The sequence below is a fragment of the Paraburkholderia sp. UCT31 genome, assembly GCF_014397655.1.
Classification (GTDB): domain Bacteria; phylum Pseudomonadota; class Gammaproteobacteria; order Burkholderiales; family Burkholderiaceae; genus Paraburkholderia; species Paraburkholderia tuberum.
On the sequence record NZ_VZQP01000012.1, the window covers coordinates 138295 to 160449 of the forward strand.

A 22155-nucleotide genomic window follows, 5' to 3' on the forward strand; every position below is an offset into this window, starting at 1 on the left:
TCACCATTCCTCGATAATTCGTTACCCCAAAAAAAGCCGCGCGGTCAACGCGCGGCGTTTCTTCGTTCTTCGAACCGAGGGCTTAACGACAACCTCACTGCCTCGGATACAAGCCCAACGTACTCGCATGCAGCCGCGCGAGTCCGAGCAACGCATCCGTATAGGGCGTCGGCACGCGCGTCAGTTGCCCGAGTTCGCGCACCGCGCCGACCAGCGCATCGAGTTCGACCGCCTTGCCGGCCTGCACGTCCTGCAACATCGATGTCTTCATCGCGCCGAGTTTCAGCGTGACCGCGTGACGGTCGTCGGGCGCCTGGTCGATCGGGATGCCGAAGCGCGCGCCGATTTCCTTCGCCTCCAGCATGATGTGCGTGACGAAACCGCGCACGAGTTCGTCGCCGAGGATCCGGTCGGTCGTTGCGCCGGTGATCGCGCTGACCGGGTTCATCGTCATGTTGCCCCACAGCTTGAACCACACGTCGCGCTGGATCTGCGCCGAAGCCGTTGCATGGAAGCCCGCCGCCTGCAACAGCGCGGCGAGCAGCTCGACACGCTCGCTCGGCTTGCCCGACGCCTCGCCGACGATCAGCACGTTGCCCTGGTGATGCCGGATCACGCCGGGCGCGTCGATCAGGCAACTGGCATGCACGACGCAGCCGACCGTCTGCGCGGCCGGGATCGCGGCGGTGATCGCGCCGTCGGGATCGATCGTCTTCAGGCGCTGGCCGGCGAGTTCGCCGCCCAGGCCGTCGCAGAACCACCACGGCACGCCGTTCATCGCCGTCAGCACGATCGTCTCGGGGCCGAGCAGCGGTTTGATATGCGCGGCCACGGTCGCCATCGCCGGGCCCTTCACCGCGATCACGACGAGTTCCTGCACGCCGAGATCGGCCGGCTTGTCGCTCGCCTTCACCTGCTCGGCGTAGATCACGCCGCCTTCGATCAGCCGCAAACCATGCTGGCGCGCCGCGTCGAGCGTCGCGCCGCGCGCGACCACGCTGACCCGATGCCCCGCCTGCGCGAGCTTCACTCCCATCCAGCCGCCGATCGAGCCGGCGCCGTAGATCGCTACTTTCATCGCCTGAATCCTTGCCTGTTGCTGTGATTATTGCAGCGTTGATTGTCGCGCTCTCGTTTACGCGTGGCTTCAATCATTGCCGGAAACTCGCATCGATCCGGTCGACCCGCCGCACCAGCGCATCGAACACGTCCTGTCCGGCGCCGTGGCGCGGATCGAACTGCAGCGCGTCGCGCGAACAGCGAATCGCGACCTCCTCCGGCACCGGCCGAGCGCGGCCCATCGAGAACGTCGCCACCTGGACTTCGCACGCGCGATTCAGCGTCCACAGAATCGCGAAGGTCTGCGGCAATGTTCGGCCCCACGATAGCAGACCGTGGTTGCGCAGGATCACCGCCTGTCTGTCGCCGATATGCGCGAGCAGCCGCGGCCCCTCTTCCGCATGAATCGTGATGCCTTCAAAGTCGTGATACGCGATCCGGTCGTGCAACTGCGCGCTATAGAAGTTGGTCTGTTGCAGGCCCTCTTCGAGGCAGGCGACCGCGACGCCCGCCGTCGTATGCGTATGCATCACACAGTGCGCGTCGGGCAAGCCCTCGTGAATCGCCGCATGCACCACGAAGCCAGCCGGATTCACCGGATACGGCGAGCCGTCGAGCACACGCCCCTGCGCGTCGATCTTCACCAGATTGCTCGCGGTCACTTCGCTGTAGTGCAGCCCGAACGGATTGATCAGGAACTGGCGCTCCGGGCCGCTGACGCTTTCGGGCACGCGCAGCGTGATGTGGTTGTAGATCATCTCGGTCCAACCGAGCAGATCGAAAATCCGGTAGCAGGCGGCGAGTTGCACGCGCGCCTGCCATTCGTCCGGATGCATCACGGCAGACCTGGGCGGGCTCGCCGGTTGCGCTTCGAGGGTCGTGGCCATCGTCGGTGTCTCCAAAATTGTCGTTGTGACGGCGCGCCCGTGCGCGCCGCACATCATATTCACGCGTGCCGCAACAGCGGCCCGAGCGCGGGAGCGCTTCAGGCGCCCGACACCACCGCCGCGATCGACGACGCGACATAGTCCGCGTTGCGCGCGTTCAGCCCGGCGACGCACATGCGGCCCGAGCGCAGCACATACACCGCGTATTCGTTGCGCAGACGCTCGACCTGGCTTTCGGACAGGCCCGTATACGTGAACATGCCGCGCTGCGCGACATAGCGCGCGCGCATCACTTCATCGACGCGTCCGTCGAGCCCGGCGTGGATCACCTTGCGCATCGCCAGAATGCGCTCGCGCATCGCGCCGAGCTCGGCTTCCCACGACGCGCGCAGCGTCGCATCGGCGAGCACGTTGGCGACGAGGCGCGCGCCGTGCGTCGGCGGATTGCTGTAGTTCGCGCGCACCGCCGACATCAGCTGGCCCGCCACGCGCGCCGCTTCGTCGGCGCTCTTGCAGACCACGCTCAACGCGCCGACGCGCTCGCCGTAAAGCGAGAAATTCTTCGAGAACGAGTTCGCGACGATCAGCGGCACGTTCGCGTCGGCGAGCAGGCGCACCGGCGCGGCGTCTTCTTCGAGGCCCGCGCCGAAACCCTGGTAGGCCATGTCGACGAATGCGATCAGCTTGCGGCGCTGCAAAACCGGCACCAGTTCCGCCCATTGCGGCGGGCTCAGATCGACGCCCGTCGGGTTATGGCAGCACGCGTGCAGCAGCACGATGCTCTTTTCCGGCAGCGCGTCGATTGCGGCGAGCATTTCGGCAAAGCGCAGGCCGCCCGTTTGCGGGTCGTAGTACGGATAGGTGTTGACCGTGAGGCCCGCGCCTTCGAACACCACGCGATGGTTTTCCCAGCTCGGATCGCTGATCCACATTTGCGAGCCGGGGAAATAGCGCTTCAGGAAATCGGCGCCGACCTTCAGCGCGCCCGAGCCGCCGAGCGTTTGCAGCGTCGCGATCCGGCCTTCGGCGCGCGCCGCGCTGCTGGCGCCGAACACGAGCGCCTGCGCGGTGTCGCGATAGAGCGGCAGACCCGCCATCGGCAGATACGAGCGCGGGCCGATCGCGTCGAGCAGCGCGGTTTCGGCGCGGCGCACCGCGTCGATCACCGGCAGCTTGCCGGCGTCGTCGAAATAGATGCCGATGCTGAGGTTGACCTTGTTCGGCCGGGGGTCCAGCTGAAAGTCTTCGTTCAGGCTCAGAATCGGGTCGCCCGGATAGGCGGGAATATGGTCGAACATGACGGGTCCTTGAAGACGGCCTCTGCAGGCCTGTTGTAGCGGTCGTCCGCGCGCCGCGGGACGACAGGGCAAACCTTGAGTCTAAGCGGGTTTGCCGGGCCAAGTCGACCCGCACGAGTGTCGGTCGTCGACGCGCCGCGCACAATCAATCGATTTTTCATGATTCGTAAGTTTTTCTTTAGAATCGATCGTATGCCTCTTACCCGCGTCACGATCCGTCAATTCGAAGCGTTCCTCGCCATCGTCGATCTGCACAGCATCGGCGCGGCGGCGCAGCGGCTCGGGCTGACCTCGTCGGCGGTCAGCCAGCTGCTTGCCGAACTCGAAACGGAGCTCGGCTTCCGGCTGTTCGATCGCACCACGCGGCGCGTCGCGCTGTCCAGCGCGGGGCAGGACTTTCTGGCGTCGGCCGAATCGGTGCTGCGCCACGTGCGCGCAGCCGCCCAATCCGCCGACGATATCCGCAACCGCGCGGCCGGCATCGTGCGGGTCGGCGCGCCGCTCGTCATCGCGTCGACGGCGCTGCCCGCGGCGATCGCCGAATACGCGCGCGACAAACCGAAGGTGGTCGTGCGCGTCTGCGATACCGTGGTCGAGCAACTGGTGGAGCGCGTCGAGAGCGGCGACATCGATCTCGCGATCGGCCCGGATCGGCAAAGCGGGCCGCGCGTGCGCTCCGAGCCCGCGTTCGCGAGTCCGTGGGTCATGTGGTGCTCGGCCGCGCATCCGCTCGCCGCGCGCCGCCGCGTGCAGTGGCAGCATCTGCGCGACGTGCCGATCGTCGCGACCGGCCGCGACCACGAGCGCGCGGTCGACCAGATGCTCGCCAATCTGCCGGTCGAGGCGCGCATCATTCCCGTCGATGTCGTCGACAACGTGACCACCGCGTTCGGCCTCGCCGCGCGAGGGCTGGCGGTCACGCTCGCGCCAGCCTATGTCGCACCGCTCGCGCGGACCTTCGGGCTCGTGATGAAGCGCATCGTCGATCCTGAAACGATTCGCGAGGTGTGCGTGTATCGGTCGACCGAGCGTGCGCTGTCGCCATCGGCCGACGGCTTCGCGGATTTCGTGATGCCGTGGTTGAAACGTTGGGATCGGGAGACGCAGGCCGAGGCGCGGGGTAAGCGCAGTTGAAGCGGACTCGAAGCGCGATGCGACGCGCCGCGCTTCGGCGCGAGTTTCGACAGATGTGCAGCTAGGGCTGCATACACAGCGCGAACAGTTGTCGCTGATTTGAAATCCCGAGCCGCGCGTACGCGCGCTTCTGGTACGTGACGACGCTCGCCGGCTTCACGCCCATCTGCCCGGCGATCTCGGCCGCGCTCGCGCCATCGAGCGTGCCACGCAACACGTCGAGCTCGCGCGGCGTCAGAGTCGGACATGCGCGCCGCACGCGCGCGAGCATCGCCGCACCGGTGCCCTGCTGATGTTGCCCGTTCAGCGCGTATTGGCCCTTCGCCGCATGCGCGAACAGCGGCGCGACGCTTTCGATCCGCTCCAGTTCGCCCGGCGCGAACACGCCGTACGCGCGGTCGCGATACAGGTTGATCGACAGCCACACGCTATCCGCCGGCTGCACGAGCAACGACAGCCGGTCCGATACGTTCGGCTGCGAGTAGCAGGCCGCGCGGTACGCTTCGTTTTCGATTTCGTCGCCGCGCTGCTGATGCAGCACCAGCGCATCGCGCGAAGCGGTGCGCCGGCTGTGGTTCGATTGACCGATGATCGCGCGATTGCCGTCGAGCGCATAGAAATGCGCGGCGTAGCGTTCGGCGACGTCACGCAGAAAGTGCCCGCCGCGATGGTCGGCCGCCGACACCGTACGGGGTCGCGCGTCGAACTCATACGCGAAGATCGTGCACTGCGAGACGGGCAGCGACAACGATTCGCCAACCGTCAGCAGAATGCTCGCGGCGAGCGCGTCGGCATCCGGATGGGAGATCGCCATGACGAGGTCGGTGGCGCGCGCGGTGCTGATCTGACCGCTGCGCTGCGGTGATGCGAGGCGCCAGGAACGCATGATGGGGATTCGTGCTTGCGCTGCGTGAATTGGGTTGCGGCAAGCGTAGCACAGCGGGCACGCGGCGCTGGCCTACCGGCGTGATCGCCGGCCTGGCGATGCTTTATCGCCGGGTAAACGACCCCCGCTGCAACGCCACCGTCCGCGGCAATTCGATCGTAAAGGTCGTGCCGGACTCGTCCGTGGATACGACGCTGACGCCGCCGCCATGCATGCGCGCGATCTCCTGCACGATATGCAGACCGAGCCCGAGCCCTTCGCGCGAGCGCGCGCCGTTGCCGTTCGACACGAACGCCTTGAACAGATGCGGAAACACCTCCGCCGGAATCGTGCCGCGATTGGACACCTTCAGGCGCACGCAATCCTCGGCGTCGCCATCGACCTCCACGCCGATATCGCCCTCCGGCGCGCCATGATGGAGCGCGTTGCTGACGAGATTCGACACCGCCTGCCACACGAGATCGGTATCCCACGCGCCGGCCGTCTTGCCGGTGCAGGTGAACACGATCTGCTTGCCGCTCTTCTGCGATGCGAATTCGTCGATGACCGAGCGGCACAGCGTCGCGAGTTCGATCGAGCGCGGCTGCAACGGCAGACGTCCGCCCTGCAGGCGCGCGAGGTTCAGCAGCTGATCGACCATCCGCGCCATGCGCAGGGAGCTGTTCTTCACGCGCGCGGCGACGGTTGCGGCCTGCTCGTCGGCGGCCGTGCGCATCAGGTATTCCGCCGACGCCAGCACCGCGCCGAGCGGCGTGCGCAGATCGTGGCTGAGCACCGCCATCAGCATCTCGTTCGCTTCGAGCATCTGGCGCGTCGTCACCAGTTGCGCGGCGAGCTCGCGCTTCTGCTGCTCCAGCTGCACGAACACGTCGACCTTCGACTGCAGGATGCGCGGATCGAACGGCTTGTACAGGAAGTCGACCGCGCCCGCCTCATAGCCACGGAACGTGCGCGACGCGTCCTGCGCGGTCGCGCTCAGGAAGATGATCGGCACGTGCGACGTGCGCGGGCTGCCGCGCATCAGCGCGGCCAGCTCGAAGCCGTTCATGCCGGGCATATTGACGTCGAGAATCGCCAGCGCGACTTCGTGCTTGAGCAGCAGATCGAGCGCGGCGGTGCCGCAGTCGGCGACCAGCACCGCGACGTCGGGCCGCGCGAGCAACGCTTCCAGCGCGGTGATGTTGTGGACGATGTCGTCGACGATCAGGATGTTCACTGGTGAGTTCGTCATGGCACCGGTTCAGAGGGAAGTCGGCAGCGCGGCAAGGCGCTTCGCCAGGGTTTCGGGATTGTAGATGGCGTCGGCCGCGCCGCGCTCGATCGCCGCGCGCGGCATCTCCGGTGCACCGGCGCTGCCGGGGTCCTGCACCCACGCGGCGCCGCCGAGCGCGCGCACGCATTCGAGCCCCTGCGCGCCGTCGTCGTTGGCGCCGGACAGCAGGATCGCAAGCAGCCGCTCGCCGTACACCGCGGCGGCCGATTCGAACAGCACGTCGATCGACGGCCGCGAGAAGCGCACCGCCGCAGCGGTCGACAGCGCGACCGTGCGGTCCACTTCGACGAGCATGTGATAACCGGGCGGCGCGACGTACACGCGGCCCGGCAGAATCAGCTCCCCCGCATCGGGTTCGAGCACCGGCAGCGCGCAGCGATGCGCGATCGCCGGCACCAGATAGCTCGGCGAATCGGGCGGCAGATGCGCGACGATCATCACGGCTGCCGCGAAGCGCGCGGGCAGCGCGGCGAGCAGCACCTTGAGCACCTCGATGCCGCCCGCCGACCCGCCGATCACGACCAGTTGATAGCCGCGCCGCGCGTGTGTCCGCGCGGCGGTGCCGGCGTCGGCGGCCTGGGTGGGCGGGGGTTCACTGGTCGAGCGTGGCATCGCGACCTCGCTAACGCTTCTGATAAATGCGTTCGGCCGCGCGAAACTCGTCGAACGCCGGGTAGTGATGTGAAAACCGCAGGGTTTCCTTGCTGCCCAGGCCGAGAAAGCCGCGCCGCACCAGTGCGTCCTCGAACAGCCCCAACGCGCGATCCTGCAAGCCGCGATCGAAATAGATCAGCACGTTGCGGCACGACACCAGATGCGCTTCGAGGAACACTTCGTCGGTGGACAGGCTGTGATCGGCGAACACCACGCGCTCTTTGAGCGAGCCGGCAAAGCGCGCGCCGCCATACGCTGCATGATAGTAGTCCGACAGCGAACGCGTGCCGCCCGCCGCCAGATAGTTCTGCGTGAAGCCCTGGATGCGTTCGAGCGCGTAGATGCCCGCCTCCGCGCGCGCGAGCGCGTCGGGGTTGATGTCGGTCGCGTAGAACAGCGTGCGCTCGGTGAGACCCTCCTCGTCGAACAGGATCTTCAGCGACCACAGCTCCTCGCCGGTGCTGCATCCGGCGACCCACACCTTGATCGACGGGTAGGTGCGCAAACGCGGCAGCACGTGCTCGCGCAGCGCGAGGAAATACGACGGATCGCGAAACATGTCGCTGACCTGCACGGTCAGGTAGCGGAACAGCCGCGAAAACTCGTAGCCGTCGCGCATGATGCGGTCCTGCAATTGCGACAGCGTCTCCACGTTGAATTCATCGAGCGCCTGCGCGAGGCGGCGGCGCAGCGACGACATCGCGTAGTGGCGAAAGTCGTGCTGATACTTCAGATAGATCGCCTCGAGCAGCAGCCGCAGCTCGATGTCGAAATCGCTGATGCGGTGCGGTGCCTCAGATGCGGACGGTTTCATCGCGTTGCTCGCTTCCGTGCTTACGCTCGCGCCGTCAGCGCTGCCGCAGCCACACGCGGCACAGCGCGACGAGCTTGTCGACGTCGATCGGTTTCGACACGTAGTCGTCGGCGCCCGCTTCGAGGCAGCGCGTGCGATCGTTCGCCATCGCCTTCGCGGTCAGCGCGATGATCGGCAGATGCGCGAAGCGCGGATTGCGGCGAACCTCGCCCATCGCGGTCAGGCCGTCCATCTCGGGCATCATGATGTCCATCAGCACCAGATGCACTTCCGGCCCGTTCTCCAGTTCGTCGAGCGCCTCGCGGCCGTTGCGCGCGATCAGCAGTTTCGCGCCGAGCGGCTCCAGCACGTGCGACAGCGCGAAGATGTTGCGCACGTCGTCTTCGGCGAGCAGGATCGTGCGGCCCTCGAACGCATTGTCGCGTTGCCGCACCGTGCGCAGCATGCGCTGCTGCTCCGGCGCGAGCGACGACTCGACGCTATGCAGAAACAGCGTGACTTCATCGAGCAGACGCTCCGGCGATTTCGCGCCCTTGATGATGATCGACTTCGAGTAGCGGCGCAGCCGGTGCTCCTCTTCGTCGGACAGCATGCGGCCCGTGTAGACGATCACCGGCAGCGATGCATGCGCGCTGTTCGCGGCGAGGCGTTCGAGCAGATCGTAGCCGGTGCCGTCCGGCAGCGCGAGATCGGTGACGACGCAGTCGAACGTCAGCGCCGACAGTTGCTCGAACGCCTCGGCAAGCGTCGCGACCGCGACGATCTCGGTGTTCTCGCTTTGCAGCAGCGCGCGGATGCTTTCGCGCATCGGCGCGTCGTCCTCGATCACCAGCACGCGCTTCAGGCGCTGTTGCAGCCGCGCTTCGAGGCGGCGGATCGCGGCCTCCATCGTCGAGCGCGCGGTCGGCTTCAGCGTGTAGCCGATCGCGCCCAGATGCAGCGCCTTGTCGGCGTGATCGGTGGCCGACACGATATGGATCGGAATGTGGCGAGTCAGCGGATCGTTCTTCAGCCATTCGAGCACCGTGAGGCCCGAGCGGTCGGGCAGACCGACGTCGAGCAGCACCGCGGCCGGCCGCATGTCGCGCACCAGCGCGAGGCCGCTCGCGGCATCGCTCGCGTGCACGAAGTCGAAGTCGAGTTCGTGCACGAGATCGCGCAGAATCGCGGCGAACGGCGGATCGTCTTCGACCGCGACGATCAGACGGCCCGCGCGGGTGCGATGGTCGCGATCGTCGGCTATCGACGCGGCGGCGGGCTCGGCGGCGCCGGGCAGCAAGGCTTCGCGCGACGCGGTGGGCGGCGCCCGGCTTGCCAGACCATTCGCTGGCGGAATCACCGCGGCGGGTGCGGTGTCGAGCGGCGTGCGCAGGAACGGCGCTTGCGCCGTCGCCTGCGCGCCCATGCCCGCGTTCAGCGCGTTCAGCGTGGCGACGCTCGTCATCGCGCCGTCCGCGCTCACGCGCGCCTCGCGCGCATCGAGCGGCAGCCACAGCGAAAACACGCTGCCCTTGCCGACTTCGCTCGCCACCGTGATGCGCCCGCCCAGCAGCCGCGAGAACTCGCGCGAAATCGACAGCCCGAGGCCGCTGCCCCCATATTGACGGCTCGTCGAGCCATCGGCCTGCTGGAACGCCTCGAAGATCATGTCGAGCTTGTCGGCCGGAATACCGATGCCCGAATCGCGCACGTCGAAGCGCAGCACGTTGTCCTCGACCCTGGCGACCTCGAGCGTGACCTCGCCGCGCTCGGTGAACTTCACCGCGTTCGACAGCAGGTTGCGCAGGATCTGCGTGAGCCGCTGGCCATCGGTGACGAACGTATCGGGCGTGCCCGGCAACGTGTCGAAGGCGAGACGCAAGTGCTTGGTCGCCGCGATCGGACGAACCATTTCTTCGAGCGATTGCAGCGTCGCCTCGATCGACACCGTTTCGGGCTCGACCGTCAATTGACCCGCCTCGACCTTCGACAGGTCGAGAATGTCGTTGATCAGCACGAGCAGATCGCTGTTCGACGCGTGGATCGTCTCCGCGTAGCGCACCTGCTCGTCGGTCAGATTGCCGCTGCGATTCTGCTGCAGCAGCTTCGCGAGAATCAGCGAGCTGTTCAGCGGCGTGCGCAATTCGTGCGACATGTTCGCGAGGAACTCGGACTTGTAGCGGCTCGACTGTTCGAGGCGCTCCGCATTGGCCGCCAGATCGTTCTGCACGCGCAGCAGATCCGATTTTTGCCGCTCCAGCCGCAGCGCGTATTCCTCGAGCCGCACGTTGGTCTGTTCGAGCTCGGCCTGCTGCGCTTCGAGGCGCCGTTGCGATTCCAGCAGCGCGCGGCCGCGTTCCTCGAGCCCTTCGTTGGAGACCCGCAACTCCTCCTGCTGGACCTGCAACTCCTCGTTCAGCTGCTGCGTCTCGGCGAGCGCATCCTGCAGGCGTTCGCGATACAGCGCCGCCTCGAGAAAATTGCCCATGCTGTGGCGGATCAGCTCCATGAACGCTTCGTCGCGCGGCGTCACCTCGCGCAGGAAGCCCATTTCGACGACGCCGTTGACCTGGCCGTCGTTGTCGATCGGCAGGATCAGCAGATTGCGCGGCGCGCCGCTGCCCGTCGCCGACACGACCCGCACGTAATCGGCCGGCACGTCGCGCAGCACCAGCGTGCGGCGCGAGCGCGCGGCCTGGCCGACCAGCGTTTCACCCTCCTCGAAACTCAGAGCGGCCGTCTGCTCGCTGTCACGGCTATAGCCGTACGCGGCGACGCGGCGCAGCGTGCCACTCTGCCTGTCGCGCACGTACAGCGCGGCGACGACCGCATCAAGATATTGGGCGAGAAACTCGAGCATCGCGCGGCCGACGAGCGGCGCGCTCGTCTGGCCGACGACCTTGTCCGCGAGCAGCCGCTGGCCCGAGCGCAACCAGACCTGCTGCTCGAGCAGCGCGGTCTGTTCGGCCTGACGGCGCAGCACGTCGTCATAGATCTCGGACAGGTCCAGCAGTTCGCGACGGCCTCGCCACGCGAGCAGGCCGCTGACGACGAGGCTGAACAGCAGAAACACGCCGACCAGCGTCGCCGTCACGTTGCGCGTCGCTTCGACGCGCTGCTGGCGCAAGCGCAATTCGACGTCGAGAAAATCGCCGAATTCGCGGCGCGTTTCGTCGAATTCGAGCTTGCCGCGCCCCGCTGCGATCGCGCTCTCATAGTCCTGGTTGCGGCGGCGCGCGTCGATGATCTGTTCGGCGAAGCGGCTCCAACGCTCCTGCAAGGCCTCGATCTGCTTGAGCCGCTCGATTTGCGGCGGGTTGTCGGCGACCTGCTGTTTCAACGCTTCGAGCTGTGCCTTGAATTTCGGGCCGCCGTTTTCATACGGTGCGAGGAAACTCTCGTTACCGGTGATCAGAAAGCCGCGCATCGACGATTCGCGAGCCACCGCGAGCCGCAGCATTTCGTTGGCGTCGCCGATCACGCGCTCGGAGTGCTCGGCCCAGTTCATCGTCGACACGAGATACGCGATCAAGCCGACGAACAGCGCCATCGTGACGAGGCCGACGCCCAAAGGCAGCGCGATATTGCGGCGAAGGATGCGGCGGAAACGGAGTTGATCGACGGCCTGCGATGCGGTCATTTTTTCTGTAAGTGGCATGGCGAATCGGGTCGATGCAGAATATTTTTCGGGTCTGCGCACGGTGTTGAGTGCCGCGATGCGACCGCTGTCATCATACAAGGACGACCCGCACGCGCGCGACGCCGAATGCAAAACCAACCTGGCCGGCTAACACCGGCCAGATTCCTGCATCGACGCGCATCGACGCGCCGCGTTTCAGCTACGCTCAGCACCGTTCAGCGGCTCACGCGGCAGCGCATCAGCGCAACCGGCTCGGCCCGCTCAGGCCGGCACCGATTCCGCCTGCGCCGCGCGCGACCACACGCGATGCTGTCCGGCGGCCTTGATGAACGCCTTCAACACGTCGGCGGACTGCGAGTCCTCGCCGGTCGCGACGCCGTCCGACTGCGCAGGCAACTGCTGCGCGGCCGCGAGCAGGTCGCGCCCCGCGCCGAGCGCCGCGATCGCCTTCAGATGCTTGAACGCTTCGAGCACGAAGTGCCGCGCATCGCCCGATTGCGACAGTGCCTTCGCCCCCTTCTCGCCGCCGACGACGATCACCGCGTCGAACATCACCGATGGCAGCCCGGCGATCGTCGCGTCGGGCGTGAGGCCATCGATCCCGGCGAGCGTCGGCGCGATCAGCATCGGCGTTGCGCCTTCGGCCTTGAGCGCCTGCTGCAACTGTTTGATCGCCGCGCCATCGGAGCCGGGTGCGGCGAGCAGCGCGATCTTGCGGGTCTCGATGCCGGGCTTCACGCGATTGAGCAGACTCAACGCCGGCGACGTCTTCGGCCCGACGAGTTTCGCCGTGCCCTGTTTCGGCGCCGGCAAGCCGAGTCCTTCGGCGACCTTCGCGGCGAGATCGGCGTCGAAGTTCGCGAGAATCTCGTTGACCTGACGCGCGCGAATCTCGGGCTTCGTCACCTTGCCGAGCTCGAACTGATAGGCCGCCGCGATATGGTCTTTTTCCGGCTGCGACATGCTGTTGTAGAACAACGCGGCCTGCGAGAAATGATCGGCGAACGAGTCGCTGCGCACGCGAATCTTCGTGCCCTCGACGCGTTCCTGATAGCTGTCGAAGCCGCCATCTTCAGCGGCCGGATCGGTTTCCTTCGGCCAGCCGTCGTTCAGCGAGTTCGGCTCGTACGACGCCTGGCCGACATGGATCGCCTGCCGATGCATCGCATCGCGCTGATTGTTGACGGATGGACAGACCGGCCGGTTGATCGGAATCTCGTGAAAGTTCGGGCCACCGAGGCGGCTGATCTGAGTGTCCGTGTACGAGAACAAACGCCCCTGCAGCAACGGATCGTTGGTGAAATCGATGCCCGGCACGATATGCCCCGGATGGAACGCGGCCTGCTCGGTCTCGGCGAAGAAGTTGTCAGGATTGCGATTGAGCGTCATCTTGCCGATGATTTTCACCGGCACCAGCTCTTCCGGAATCAGCTTGGTCGGATCGAGCAGGTCGAAATCGAACTTGTGCTCGTCGGCTTCCTCGACGATCTGCACCCCCAGTTCGTACTCCGGATAATCGCCCCGCTCGATCGCTTCCCATAGGTCGCGGCGGTGAAAGTCCGGGTCCTTGCCCGCGAGCTTCTGCGCTTCGTCCCACAGCAGCGAATACGAGCCGAGCACGGGACGCCAGTGGAACTTGACGAAACGAGCTTTGCCCTGCGCATTGACGAAGCGGAACGTGTGAACGCCGAAGCCTTCCATCGTCCGTAAGCTGCGCGGAATCGCGCGGTCCGACATCGTCCACAGCACCATGTGCGCCGATTCGGGCACGAGCGAGACGAAGTCCCAGAACGTGTCGTGCGCGGACCCGCCGGTCGGCATTTCGTTCGGTGCTTCCGGTTTCACCGCATGCACGAAGTCAGGAAACTTGATCGCGTCCTGGATGAAGAACACCGGCATGTTGTTGCCGACCAGATCGAAATTGCCTTCCTGCGTGTATAACTTCGTCGCGAAGCCGCGCACGTCGCGCACGGTGTCGGCAGAGCCGCGCGGACCTTGCACGGTCGAGAAACGCACATAGACCGGCGTTTCGGCGGCCGGGTCCTGCAAAAACGCGGCCTTGGTGTACTCGCGCATCGATTCGTAGACCTTGAAGACACCATGCGCGGCCGAGCCACGCGCATGCACGATCCGTTCGGGAATGCGCTCGTGGTCGAAGTGCGTGATCTTTTCACGCATGATGAAATCTTCCAGCAGCGATGGACCGCGCGGTCCCGCACGCAACGTGTTCTGGTTGTCGGCGATCTTGACGCCCTGATTGGTCCTCAGGGCCTCGCCTTGCGGCTTCACGCGATTGCGTTCGAGATCGTTCGATTTCGCGTCGTTCGACTGCGCTGCCCCGTTTGCCTGGGCCGCGGCCTTCCGGGTATTCGCTTTACCTGCCATGGGGATCGACTCCTTGTGTTCGGGCGCGCGGCGACGGAGGCGTCGCGGCGCGCGATCACAGAGTCAGCAAGGGCTATACCCACCAGGTCACGGCGCAGTGGCTGCGCGGCGGCGGTGCGTCAGAACCGGTAGTTGATCGACACGTCGGCGACGCCGGTCGCGCGGCTGCGCGTGATCGGACTGTTGCCGGCGCTGCCGACGAGCTGCTCGAACGCGCCGTCGGCGGTCGCGAACCAGTGCTTGCTGAACAGCCAGATCGCGCTGACGCCGAAACCCACCGACTTGAAGCCCGCGCTCGCGTGATACTGCGGATACTGCGAGTGCGCGGCCTGCTCCTGATTGACGCCGAACCAGCTGTTCATGTAATTGGAGTCCGCGAGCACCACGTTCGGGCCGGCGAACCAGAAGAACTGCCTGGTGCTGCCGGGCATCGGCATATAGGCGCCGAGATCGCCGATCCAGCCGTTCGATCCGCCGAAATAGCGGCGGATATCGGCGCGCAGGACGAGCGGAAAATCCTTCGACACGACGTACTCGCCCGAAAGCTTCAGACCGGGCGCCGGGTTGATGTTGCCGAGCCCGTTGAGTTCCTGCGGATCGTCCTGGCCGCGTCGCCCGAGGTCGTAGACCGCGGCGAGACTCATGCGCCAGTTCTCGCCCTGCGCGAAATTCACGCCGAAACCTTCGCCGCTCGACAGAAAGAACAGATCCTTGTAGCGCACGTCGATGCTCGGGCCGGCCACCAGGTGATAGCGGTCCGATCCTTCGAAGCGCGGCTGGAACGATGTGGCCACGCCGAAGCGCAGTTGCCAGTCGGGAATGTTCGGCTGCCACATCTTCTGCAGCGGAACGCCCACCGAATATTGCCATTCGCCGAGCGGCGACGGCGTCTGCGCGAAGACCACACCCGGCACGCAGGCCATCGCGCCCAAGGTCGCGGCGACGAGCGAGCTAGCCGCGATGCCGGTTTGTTTATGGCGAGGCATGGCGCCCCGCTTCTTTCTACGGCTGTTGACCACCGCAAGCCTCCAATTTCGCTCGTCGCGATGAGGTTAGGTTTTCGCCCGGGGTCCTGCGCGGACCCAACAACGCGGACGACCGCCGCGCTGTTACTTACGGCGTGTAATTTTTCCAGTCGATGAAGCGGGCAGCGCGATGCGCACGAGGCGCGACGAGCCCGCATGACCCCCGCGCTCGTGTGGCCACTGCGCATAGTCCTTGCACGCCGCGGTGACGTGGACAATGGCCAACGGAACATTGCTGCGCAAGATACGCGCCAACTCTGTGGAAGATTGATGACGAGCGCGACCCAAGGCGTAACCCGAAGACGGTCCGGCGCTGCGGCGGCGCCGCTGGCGCCGCCGTTCGGAGGGGTTATTGCCCTGCTTCGACGAGTACCGGCTTGTCGCGATACAGGTTGGGGAACAGGCGTTTCAGGTTGGCGATTTTCGGCATGTCATTGAACACGATGTAGGCCGAATCGGGATGCAAGGTCAGATAGTTCTGGTGATACGACTCGGCCGGATAGAAGCCCTTGTACGGCTCCGTCTTCGTGACGATCGGCGCGGGGAACACGTGCGACTTGTCGAGCTGCGCAATGTAGCTTTGCGCGACGTGCCGTTGCGCGTCGTTCAGCGGAAAGATCGCGGAGCGGTATTGCGTGCCGCTGTCGGGCCCCTGACGATTCAGCTCGGTCGGGTCCTGAACCACTGAGAAATACACCTGCAGCAACTGGCCGTAGGTGACCTTGCCAGGATCGAACGTGACCTGCACCGATTCCGCGTGCCCCGTCTCGCCGCCGCTGACGGTCTCGTACTGCGCGGTGTCGCGTGAGCCGCCCGAGTAACCGGACACCGCCCGCGTGACACCGCGCACATGCTGGAACACCCCCTGGACGCCCCAGAAGCAGCCACCCGCGAACACCGCGGTTTCCTCGTGCGCGGTGCTGGCCGGGATCGGTTCGTCGAGCGCGGGCGGCGCGATCACGACCGCGCTCTCCGCCGCGAACGCGACGCGCTGCGCGAGCGGCAACGCGAGCGCGGCCGCGCCTAGCAGCAGCGACAACACGGCCGCGCGTGTGCGTTTCGAGCTGCCGCCGAACGATGTAAGGAATTGCGGTCTGTTGCGAGTCATGATGGTCGCTCCGGAAAAGTGCCGGCGCCCGCCCGCTTTGGTACGGTGCTGCCACGGCCGCATGCGGGTGCGCCGAAGCTTGGTCGCGCGGGCGCGGCGTTTATGACAGCATGCGCGCTTTCGCGGCCGGCGGCGCGGCCGCGCGGCTCACAGCGGAAATTTCGTGGTCGACAGGATTTCCTTCAGCACCATGAATGAGCGGATCTGCCGTACGCCCGGCAGATACAGCAACTGCTCGGCGTGGAGTCGATTGAAGCTGTCGCTGTCGCGCGTGCGGATCACCATGAAATAGTCGAACTCGCCGGTCACCACGTGGCACTCCATGCAGCCGGCCACTTTCTGCGCGGCCTTCTCGAACTCGGCGAACGACTCGGGCGTCGAGCGATCCAGTACCACGCCGATGATCACGAGCATGCCCGCGCCGGCCGCCTTTGGATCGAGCAGCGCGACCACGCCGCGAATCAGCCCCGATTTCTTCAAGCGTTCGACGCGCCGCAAACACGCCGGCGCGCTCAGCTTCACTTTCGCGGCGAGCGCCACGTTCGAAATCGACGCGTCGGTTTGCAACTGCCGCAGGATCGCGCGATCGATGCGATCGAGCGGGTGGTGGGGATCAGCCGGCGAGGCGGAGGGGATCGCGCCGATGCCCGAAGGTGCCGCTCCAGCACGAACTTTCGTTGCGCTCATGACCATGTGTACGAAGTTTTGTTAGGAACCGGACGTTCTTTGATTTCGAAAAATACGTCCACGCGATTTTTTTCGCAAGCTCATTTCTGGCGGTTTTTCCTAACATAAACTCATGGAAATCACCCCACCACGGAGCCGCGATGAACCTGCAACGATTCCCCCGCTACCCGCTCACCTTCGGACCGACGCCAATTCAACCGCTCAAGCGTCTGAGCGAGCATCTCGGCGGCAAGGTCGAGCTGTATGCCAAGCGCGAGGACTGCAATAGCGGCCTCGCGTTCGGCGGCAACAAGACCCGCAAGCTCGAGTATCTGATCCCCGACGCGCTCGCGCAGGGCTGCGACACGCTCGTGTCGATCGGCGGCATCCAGTCGAACCAGACGCGCCAGGTCGCGGCGGTTGCCGCGCATCTGGGCCTGAAGTGCGTGCTCGTGCAGGAGAACTGGGTCAACTACTCGGATGCGGTGTACGACCGCGTCGGCAACATCCAGATGTCGCGCATGATGGGCGCCGACGTGCGGCTCGTGCCGGACGGCTTCGACATCGGCTTTCGCAAGAGCTGGGAAGACGCGCTCGACAGCGTGCGCGCGGCCGGCGGCAAGCCGTACGCGATTCCGGCCGGCTGCTCGGACCATCCGCTCGGCGGCCTCGGCTTCGTCGGCTTTGCCGAAGAGGTGCGTCAGCAGGAAGCCGAACTAGGCTTCAAGTTCGACTACGTCGTCGTGTGCTCGGTGACGGGCAGCACGCAGGCTGGCATGGTCGTCGGTTTCGCCGCCGACGGCCGCGCCGATCGGGTTATCGGTATCGACGCATCGGCGAAACCGGCGCAGACACGCGAGCAGATCACGCGCATCGCGAAGCGGACCGCCGAGAGCGTCGAACTGGGCCGCGACATCACCGCGAAGGACATCGTGCTCGACGAGCGCTACGGCGGCCCGGAATACGGTCTGCCGAACGATGGCACGCTCGAGGCGATCCGTCTGTGTGCGCGGTTCGAAGGCATGCTGACCGATCCGGTGTACGAGGGAAAGTCGATGCACGGCATGATCGACAAGGTGCGTAATGGCGAATTTCCGGCCGGCTCGCGCGTACTTTATGCGCACCTGGGCGGCGTGCCGGCGTTGAGCGCGTACAGCTTTATCTTCCGCAACGGTTGATAGGGTTTAGGGGATTAGCCGACGGGCGTCCGCGGTTCGGTCGCGAGCTTCTTCCTTAGATGCCTGCGCAGAAACTCGACGAATGCCCGGATCGTGACCGAGCTTTGCCGATGCTGCGGATACACGGCATAGACGCCCGTCGCCGATGGCAGGAACGCTTCGAGCACGGGCACGAGTTGTCCGCTTGCGAGCGCAGCGGCGACGATGAAATCCGGCAGCCGAACGATTCCAAGTCCCGCGACGGCCGCATCGCGAATCAGATCGCCGTTATTGGCGCGTAACGGCCCGCGCACCTCGACGCTCTTCACCACGCCCTCGACGCTGAAGTCCCAGCTCACCGCGCCGCCGTGGCCGTACAGCAGACATTCGTGGTTCGCGAGATCGCCAGGCACGGTCGGGCTGCCACGCCGGCGCAGATAACCGGGGCTGCAGCACGCGACCATCTTCACATCGATCAGCTTTTGCGCGATCAGCGACGAATCCGCCAGCGTGCCGATGCGGATCGCCATGTCGAAGCCTTCGCCGACCACATCGACGGCGCGGTCGCTCAGCTCCATGTCGAAGCGCACGTCGCGATGCTCGCGCAGAAACGCCGCGACGAGCGGCGACAGATGCGTCATGCCGAACGACATCGGCGCGCTCACGCGTAGCAGCCCGCGCGGCCCGGCGCGGCGCAGCGACATGGCCTGCTCGGCGTCCTCGACCTCGCCGAGGATGCGCTTCGCGCGCTCGTAGAACTCCTGACCCAGATCGGTCACCGCCAGCTTGCGCGTGTTGCGGATCAGCAGTTGCACACCGAGCGCTTCCTCGAGCGCCATCACACGGCGGCTCACGAACTGTTTCGACAGCGACAGCCGGTTGGCCGCGGCGGTGAAATTGTGGGCGTCGACGGTCGCGACGAAGATGCGCATGTCATCGAGTTGCATCGTATTGTCCACTCCAATGCGACAGTGTTTCCGGTTTTATCATGATTATATCCATCCTGATTGACCTACACTGTCGTTCATGGATCGCAGCCAAACATCTGGCCCGGATCGCACGACAAAACTCAAGGAGAAAGAGCATGCTCGAAATCAGACACGCCAACCAACGTGGCCGCGCGGAACACGGCTGGCTCAGCTCGCGCCATACGTTTTCGTTCGCGAACTATCACGATCCGAAGCAGAACGGCTTCTCCGACCTGCTCGTGATCAACGACGACCGTGTGGCGCCGGCGCAGGGCTTCGGCAAGCATCCGCATCGCGACATGGAGATCTTTTCGTACGTGCTCGAAGGCGCGCTCGAACACAAGGACACGATGGACACGGGCTCGGTGATCGTGCCGGGCGACATCCAGTTGATGAGCGCGGGCACCGGTGTGGCGCACAGCGAATACAACCATTCGAAGAGCGAGCCGGTGCACTTCCTGCAGATCTGGATCGCGCCGGCCCAGCAAGGCACGAAGCCGCGCTATCAGCAACAGCACTTCAGCGCGGCCGACAAGCGCGGTGTACTGCGGCTCGTGCTGTCGCCGGACGGTGCGAACGGTTCGCTGCAGTTGCAACAGGATGCGCGCGTGTATGCCGGTCTGTTCAACGGCGAGGAAACCGCACGGCTCGAACTCGCGAAGGACCGCTATGCATATGTTCAGGTGGCGCGCGGCAGCGTTACGGTGAATGGCGTCGAGCTTGGCGAGGGTGACGGCGCGCGGGTGCAGGGTGAAGAAGCGCTGACCTTCACGCAGGGCCGCGATGCGGAAGTGCTCGTGTTCGACCTGCGTAATATCGAAACCTCGGCGTTGTGGGCATAAGCGCTCCGCTTGCGCCGCTATTGACTCAAACCTGAACGCGGCTCGCTGGACGACGATTTCCAGCGAGCTTCATCCCTCTACCCTATCGGGAAAAATCATGCGCTACACACTGTTTGAAAACCAGAAAGACGTCGTCGTTCTCGTCGCTCGAATCCTGCTGATGGTGCTGTTCGTGATGTTCGGCTGGTCGAAGCTGACCGGCTTTGCCGGCACCGTCGCTTATATGACGTCGATCGGCGCGCCCGTGCCGGCGTTGTCGGCTGTTATCGCGGTGGTGATGGAGCTTGTGGTGGGCGTCGCGCTGTTAGTGGGATTTTTCACGCGACCGCTGGCGCTGCTGCTTGCGGTGTATACGCTCGGCACCGCGATCATCGGCCATCACTACTGGAACATGACGGGCGCGATGCAGTACGACAATATGATTCATTTCTACAAGAACATCGGCATCATCGGCGGGTTGCTGCTGTTGTGCGTGACCGGCCCCGGCAAGTATTCGTTCGACCGGCGGTGATACCGATTCCCGTGCTTTAACGAAAAAGGCCCGCACGAATGCGGGCCTTGTTGCATGCGCAAACTGAAACGGCGGCCCGCGGGCCGCGGTTTGCCTCTCTGAGCTACCGAATCAAACCGCTGCTTCGGCTTCCGCTTCCGCTTCGCTGACCGCCGCGACTTCTTCGCTGTTGCGGATCAGGTGATCGAATGCGGACAGCGATGCCTTCGCACCCTCGCCCACCGCGATCACGATCTGCTTGAACGGCACCGTGGTCACGTCGCCGGCGGCGAACACGCCCGGCACCGACGTCGCGCCGCGCGCATCGACGACGATCTCGCCATGCTTCGACAGCTCGACCGTGCCCTTCAGCCATTCGGTGTTCGGCACGAGACCGATCTGCACGAACACGCCTTCGAGTTCGACCGTCTTCACTTCGCCCGAAGCGAGGTCCTTGTAGACCAGACCGTTGACCTTCTTGCCGTCGCCGGTGATTTCCGTGGTCTGCGCCTGCGTGACGACCGTCACGTTCGGCAGGCTGCGCAGCTTGCGTTGCAGCACCTCGTCGGCACGCAGCGTCGCACCGAATTCGAGCAGCGTCACTTCGCGCACGAGACCCGCGAGGTCGATCGCGGCCTCGACGCCCGAGTTGCCGCCGCCGATCACCGCGACGCGCTTGCCCTTGAACAGGGGGCCATCGCAGTGCGGGCAGTACGCGACGCCATGATTGCGATACTCGCGCTCGCCCGGCACGTTGATTTCGCGCCAGCGCGCACCGGTCGCGAGGATGATCGTCTTCGCCTTCAGCACCGCGCCGTTGGCCAGACGTACTTCGATGATGCGCCCCGGAATCAGCGCTTCGGCGCGCTGCACGTCCATGATGTCGACGTCATAGGTCTTCACGTGCTGTTCGAGCGCGGTCGCGAACTTCGGTCCTTCGGTTTCGGTCACGGAGACGAAGTTCTCGATCGCCAGCGTGTCGAGCACCTGGCCACCGAAACGCTCGGCCACGACACCGGTCGCAATGCCCTTGCGCGCCGAGTAAATCGCCGCCGCCGCGCCCGCCGGGCCGCCGCCGACGATCAGCGTGTCGAACACCGGCTTGTTCTCCAGTTCCTTCGCGGCGCGCGCACCGGCGTTGGTATCGAGCTTCGCGAGGATTTCCTTCACGCCGCTGCGGCCCTGGCCGAAGGTTTCGCCGTTCAGGAACATCGTCGGTACCGCCATGATCTGGCGCGCGTCGACTTCGTTCTGGAACAGCGCGCCGTCGATCGCGACGTGACGGATGCGCGGATTGATCAACGCCATCACGTTCAGCGCCTGTACGACTTCCGGGCAGTTCTGGCACGACAGCGAGAAATACGTTTCGAATTGATAGTCGCCGTCGAGGCTGCGGATCTGTTCGATCACCGCATCGTCGAGTTTGACCGGGTGGCCGCCGACCTGCAGCAGTGCGAGGACGAGCGACGTGAATTCATGCCCCATCGGAATGCCGGCGAAACGGATGCCGGTTTCCTTGCCCGCTTCGCCAATCGAGAACGACGGCTTGCGTTCGTCGTCGCCGCGACGCTCGATCACCGTGACGCGCTCCGACAAGGTCGCGATGTCGTTCAGCAGGGCCAGCAGCTCCTGAGACTTCGCGCTGTCATCGACCGACGCGACGAGCTCGATAGGCCTGCTAACTTTTTCGAGGTACGACTTCAGTTGAGTCTTGAGATTGGCGTCAAGCATGGCGTTGCGATTCCGTGACGAGGGGTGTGGGTGTCCCGGCGCCGCACGCATCCGGATAGGACGTGTTGGGCCCGGGGACGCGCGAAGCGCCGTATCAGGCGATTCGCGCGGTGAAGCGCCGGGAAGATCCCGGCAGATGCAGACTGCGGGTGCAGCGTG

Annotated in this window: 17 protein-coding genes and 1 pseudogene; 4 read left to right on the forward strand and 14 right to left on the reverse strand. The window is 65.3% G+C overall.

Annotated elements, in window-relative coordinates:
• Positions 1-94 precede the first annotated feature (94 nt).
• From F6X40_RS12970 to F6X40_RS12980, 3 genes are all read right to left on the reverse strand, one after another.
• Positions 95-1078, reverse strand: a complete 984-nt coding sequence (locus F6X40_RS12970; RefSeq protein ID WP_187628131.1) for a 2-dehydropantoate 2-reductase — start codon at positions 1076-1078, stop codon at positions 95-97.
• Between the two features lie 73 nt (positions 1079-1151).
• Positions 1152-1946 (reverse strand): class II aldolase/adducin family protein, encoded by a 795-nt coding sequence (locus F6X40_RS12975; RefSeq protein WP_187628132.1) that lies wholly within the window; start codon positions 1944-1946, stop codon positions 1152-1154.
• 98 nt (positions 1947-2044) lie between these two features.
• Positions 2045-3244: an aromatic amino acid transaminase gene (locus tag F6X40_RS12980; protein WP_187628133.1), complete on the reverse strand. Its 1200-nt coding sequence runs from the start codon at positions 3242-3244 to the stop codon at positions 2045-2047.
• Positions 3245-3436: 192 nt separating this feature from the next.
• Here F6X40_RS12980 and F6X40_RS12985 point away from each other — a divergent pair, with 192 nt between their 5' ends.
• On the forward strand, positions 3437-4378 hold the full coding sequence (locus tag F6X40_RS12985; protein WP_187628134.1) for a LysR family transcriptional regulator: 942 nt from the start codon (positions 3437-3439) through the stop codon (positions 4376-4378).
• A 61-nt stretch (positions 4379-4439) separates the two neighbouring features.
• Here the strand turns inward: F6X40_RS12985 and F6X40_RS12990 are convergent, their stop codons facing one another.
• The 9 genes and pseudogenes from F6X40_RS12990 to F6X40_RS13030 form a co-directional block, all read right to left on the reverse strand.
• On the reverse strand, positions 4440-5264 hold the full coding sequence (locus tag F6X40_RS12990; protein ID WP_187628135.1) for a helix-turn-helix transcriptional regulator: 825 nt from the start codon (positions 5262-5264) through the stop codon (positions 4440-4442).
• Between the two features lie 103 nt (positions 5265-5367).
• Positions 5368-6495, reverse strand: coding sequence for a hybrid sensor histidine kinase/response regulator (locus F6X40_RS12995; protein ID WP_184062395.1), 1128 nt, complete (start codon positions 6493-6495; stop codon positions 5368-5370).
• A gap of 9 nt (positions 6496-6504) precedes the next feature.
• Positions 6505-7149 carry a chemotaxis protein CheB gene (locus F6X40_RS13000; RefSeq protein ID WP_187628136.1) on the reverse strand — a complete coding sequence of 215 codons (645 nt, stop codon included), beginning with the start codon at positions 7147-7149 and terminating at the stop codon, positions 6505-6507.
• 10 nt (positions 7150-7159) lie between these two features.
• Positions 7160-8005: a CheR family methyltransferase gene (locus tag F6X40_RS13005; RefSeq protein ID WP_187628137.1), complete on the reverse strand. Its 846-nt coding sequence runs from the start codon at positions 8003-8005 to the stop codon at positions 7160-7162.
• A 34-nt stretch (positions 8006-8039) separates the two neighbouring features.
• On the reverse strand, positions 8040-11624 hold the full coding sequence (locus F6X40_RS13010) for a response regulator (protein WP_187628171.1): 3585 nt from the start codon (positions 11622-11624) through the stop codon (positions 8040-8042).
• Between the two features lie 261 nt (positions 11625-11885).
• Positions 11886-14021 (reverse strand): annotated as a pseudogene (gene katE, locus F6X40_RS13015) (catalase HPII); the annotation flags it as partial.
• Positions 14022-14128: 107 nt separating this feature from the next.
• Positions 14129-15028, reverse strand: a complete 900-nt coding sequence (locus F6X40_RS13020; RefSeq protein ID WP_184062403.1) for a MipA/OmpV family protein — start codon at positions 15026-15028, stop codon at positions 14129-14131.
• 355 nt (positions 15029-15383) lie between these two features.
• On the reverse strand, positions 15384-16142 hold the full coding sequence (msrA, locus tag F6X40_RS13025; RefSeq protein ID WP_187613551.1) for a peptide-methionine (S)-S-oxide reductase MsrA: 759 nt from the start codon (positions 16140-16142) through the stop codon (positions 15384-15386).
• 147 nt (positions 16143-16289) lie between these two features.
• On the reverse strand, positions 16290-16829 hold the full coding sequence (locus F6X40_RS13030; RefSeq protein ID WP_187628139.1) for an Lrp/AsnC family transcriptional regulator: 540 nt from the start codon (positions 16827-16829) through the stop codon (positions 16290-16292).
• 140 nt (positions 16830-16969) lie between these two features.
• Between F6X40_RS13030 and F6X40_RS13035 the strand changes: the two genes are divergently transcribed.
• Positions 16970-17986 carry a 1-aminocyclopropane-1-carboxylate deaminase gene (locus F6X40_RS13035; RefSeq protein ID WP_187628140.1) on the forward strand — a complete coding sequence of 339 codons (1017 nt, stop codon included), beginning with the start codon at positions 16970-16972 and terminating at the stop codon, positions 17984-17986.
• Between the two features lie 14 nt (positions 17987-18000).
• On the opposite strand, the gene F6X40_RS13040 is transcribed toward F6X40_RS13035, so the two are convergent.
• Positions 18001-18912, reverse strand: coding sequence for a LysR family transcriptional regulator (locus F6X40_RS13040; RefSeq protein WP_187628141.1), 912 nt, complete (start codon positions 18910-18912; stop codon positions 18001-18003).
• A gap of 137 nt (positions 18913-19049) precedes the next feature.
• On the opposite strand from F6X40_RS13040, the gene F6X40_RS13045 reads away from it, so the two are divergent.
• The gene (locus F6X40_RS13045) at positions 19050-19775 is read left to right on the forward strand and encodes a pirin family protein (RefSeq protein WP_187628142.1); all 726 of its coding nucleotides are present in this window, start codon (positions 19050-19052) and stop codon (positions 19773-19775) included.
• Positions 19776-19872: 97 nt separating this feature from the next.
• On the forward strand, positions 19873-20286 hold the full coding sequence (locus F6X40_RS13050) for a DoxX family protein (protein ID WP_187628143.1): 414 nt from the start codon (positions 19873-19875) through the stop codon (positions 20284-20286).
• A 111-nt stretch (positions 20287-20397) separates the two neighbouring features.
• Here F6X40_RS13050 and ahpF read toward each other — a convergent pair whose 3' ends face one another.
• The gene (gene ahpF, locus F6X40_RS13055; RefSeq protein WP_187628144.1) at positions 20398-21996 is read right to left on the reverse strand and encodes an alkyl hydroperoxide reductase subunit F; all 1599 of its coding nucleotides are present in this window, start codon (positions 21994-21996) and stop codon (positions 20398-20400) included.
• Positions 21997-22155 lie beyond the last annotated feature (159 nt).

Coding starts and splice junctions, on each gene's coding strand:
- F6X40_RS12970 (WP_187628131.1), bottom strand. CDS start 1,078: ATGAAAGTAGCGATCTACGGCGCCGGCTCGATCGGCGGCTGGATGGGA.
- F6X40_RS12975 (WP_187628132.1), bottom strand. CDS start 1,946: ATGGCCACGACCCTCGAAGCGCAACCGGCGAGCCCGCCCAGGTCTGCC.
- F6X40_RS12980 (WP_187628133.1), bottom strand. CDS start 3,244: ATGTTCGACCATATTCCCGCCTATCCGGGCGACCCGATTCTGAGCCTG.
- F6X40_RS12985 (WP_187628134.1), top strand. CDS start 3,437: ATGCCTCTTACCCGCGTCACGATCCGTCAATTCGAAGCGTTCCTCGCC.
- F6X40_RS12990 (WP_187628135.1), bottom strand. CDS start 5,264: ATGCGTTCCTGGCGCCTCGCATCACCGCAGCGCAGCGGTCAGATCAGC.
- F6X40_RS12995 (WP_184062395.1), bottom strand. CDS start 6,495: ATGACGAACTCACCAGTGAACATCCTGATCGTCGACGACATCGTCCAC.
- F6X40_RS13000 (WP_187628136.1), bottom strand. CDS start 7,149: ATGCCACGCTCGACCAGTGAACCCCCGCCCACCCAGGCCGCCGACGCC.
- F6X40_RS13005 (WP_187628137.1), bottom strand. CDS start 8,005: ATGAAACCGTCCGCATCTGAGGCACCGCACCGCATCAGCGATTTCGAC.
- F6X40_RS13010 (WP_187628171.1), bottom strand. CDS start 11,624: ATGACCGCATCGCAGGCCGTCGATCAACTCCGTTTCCGCCGCATCCTT.
- msrA (WP_187613551.1), bottom strand. CDS start 16,142: ATGACTCGCAACAGACCGCAATTCCTTACATCGTTCGGCGGCAGCTCG.
- F6X40_RS13030 (WP_187628139.1), bottom strand. CDS start 16,829: ATGAGCGCAACGAAAGTTCGTGCTGGAGCGGCACCTTCGGGCATCGGC.
- F6X40_RS13035 (WP_187628140.1), top strand. CDS start 16,970: ATGAACCTGCAACGATTCCCCCGCTACCCGCTCACCTTCGGACCGACG.
- F6X40_RS13040 (WP_187628141.1), bottom strand. CDS start 18,912: ATGCAACTCGATGACATGCGCATCTTCGTCGCGACCGTCGACGCCCAC.
- F6X40_RS13045 (WP_187628142.1), top strand. CDS start 19,050: ATGCTCGAAATCAGACACGCCAACCAACGTGGCCGCGCGGAACACGGC.
- F6X40_RS13050 (WP_187628143.1), top strand. CDS start 19,873: ATGCGCTACACACTGTTTGAAAACCAGAAAGACGTCGTCGTTCTCGTC.
- ahpF (WP_187628144.1), bottom strand. CDS start 21,996: ATGCTTGACGCCAATCTCAAGACTCAACTGAAGTCGTACCTCGAAAAA.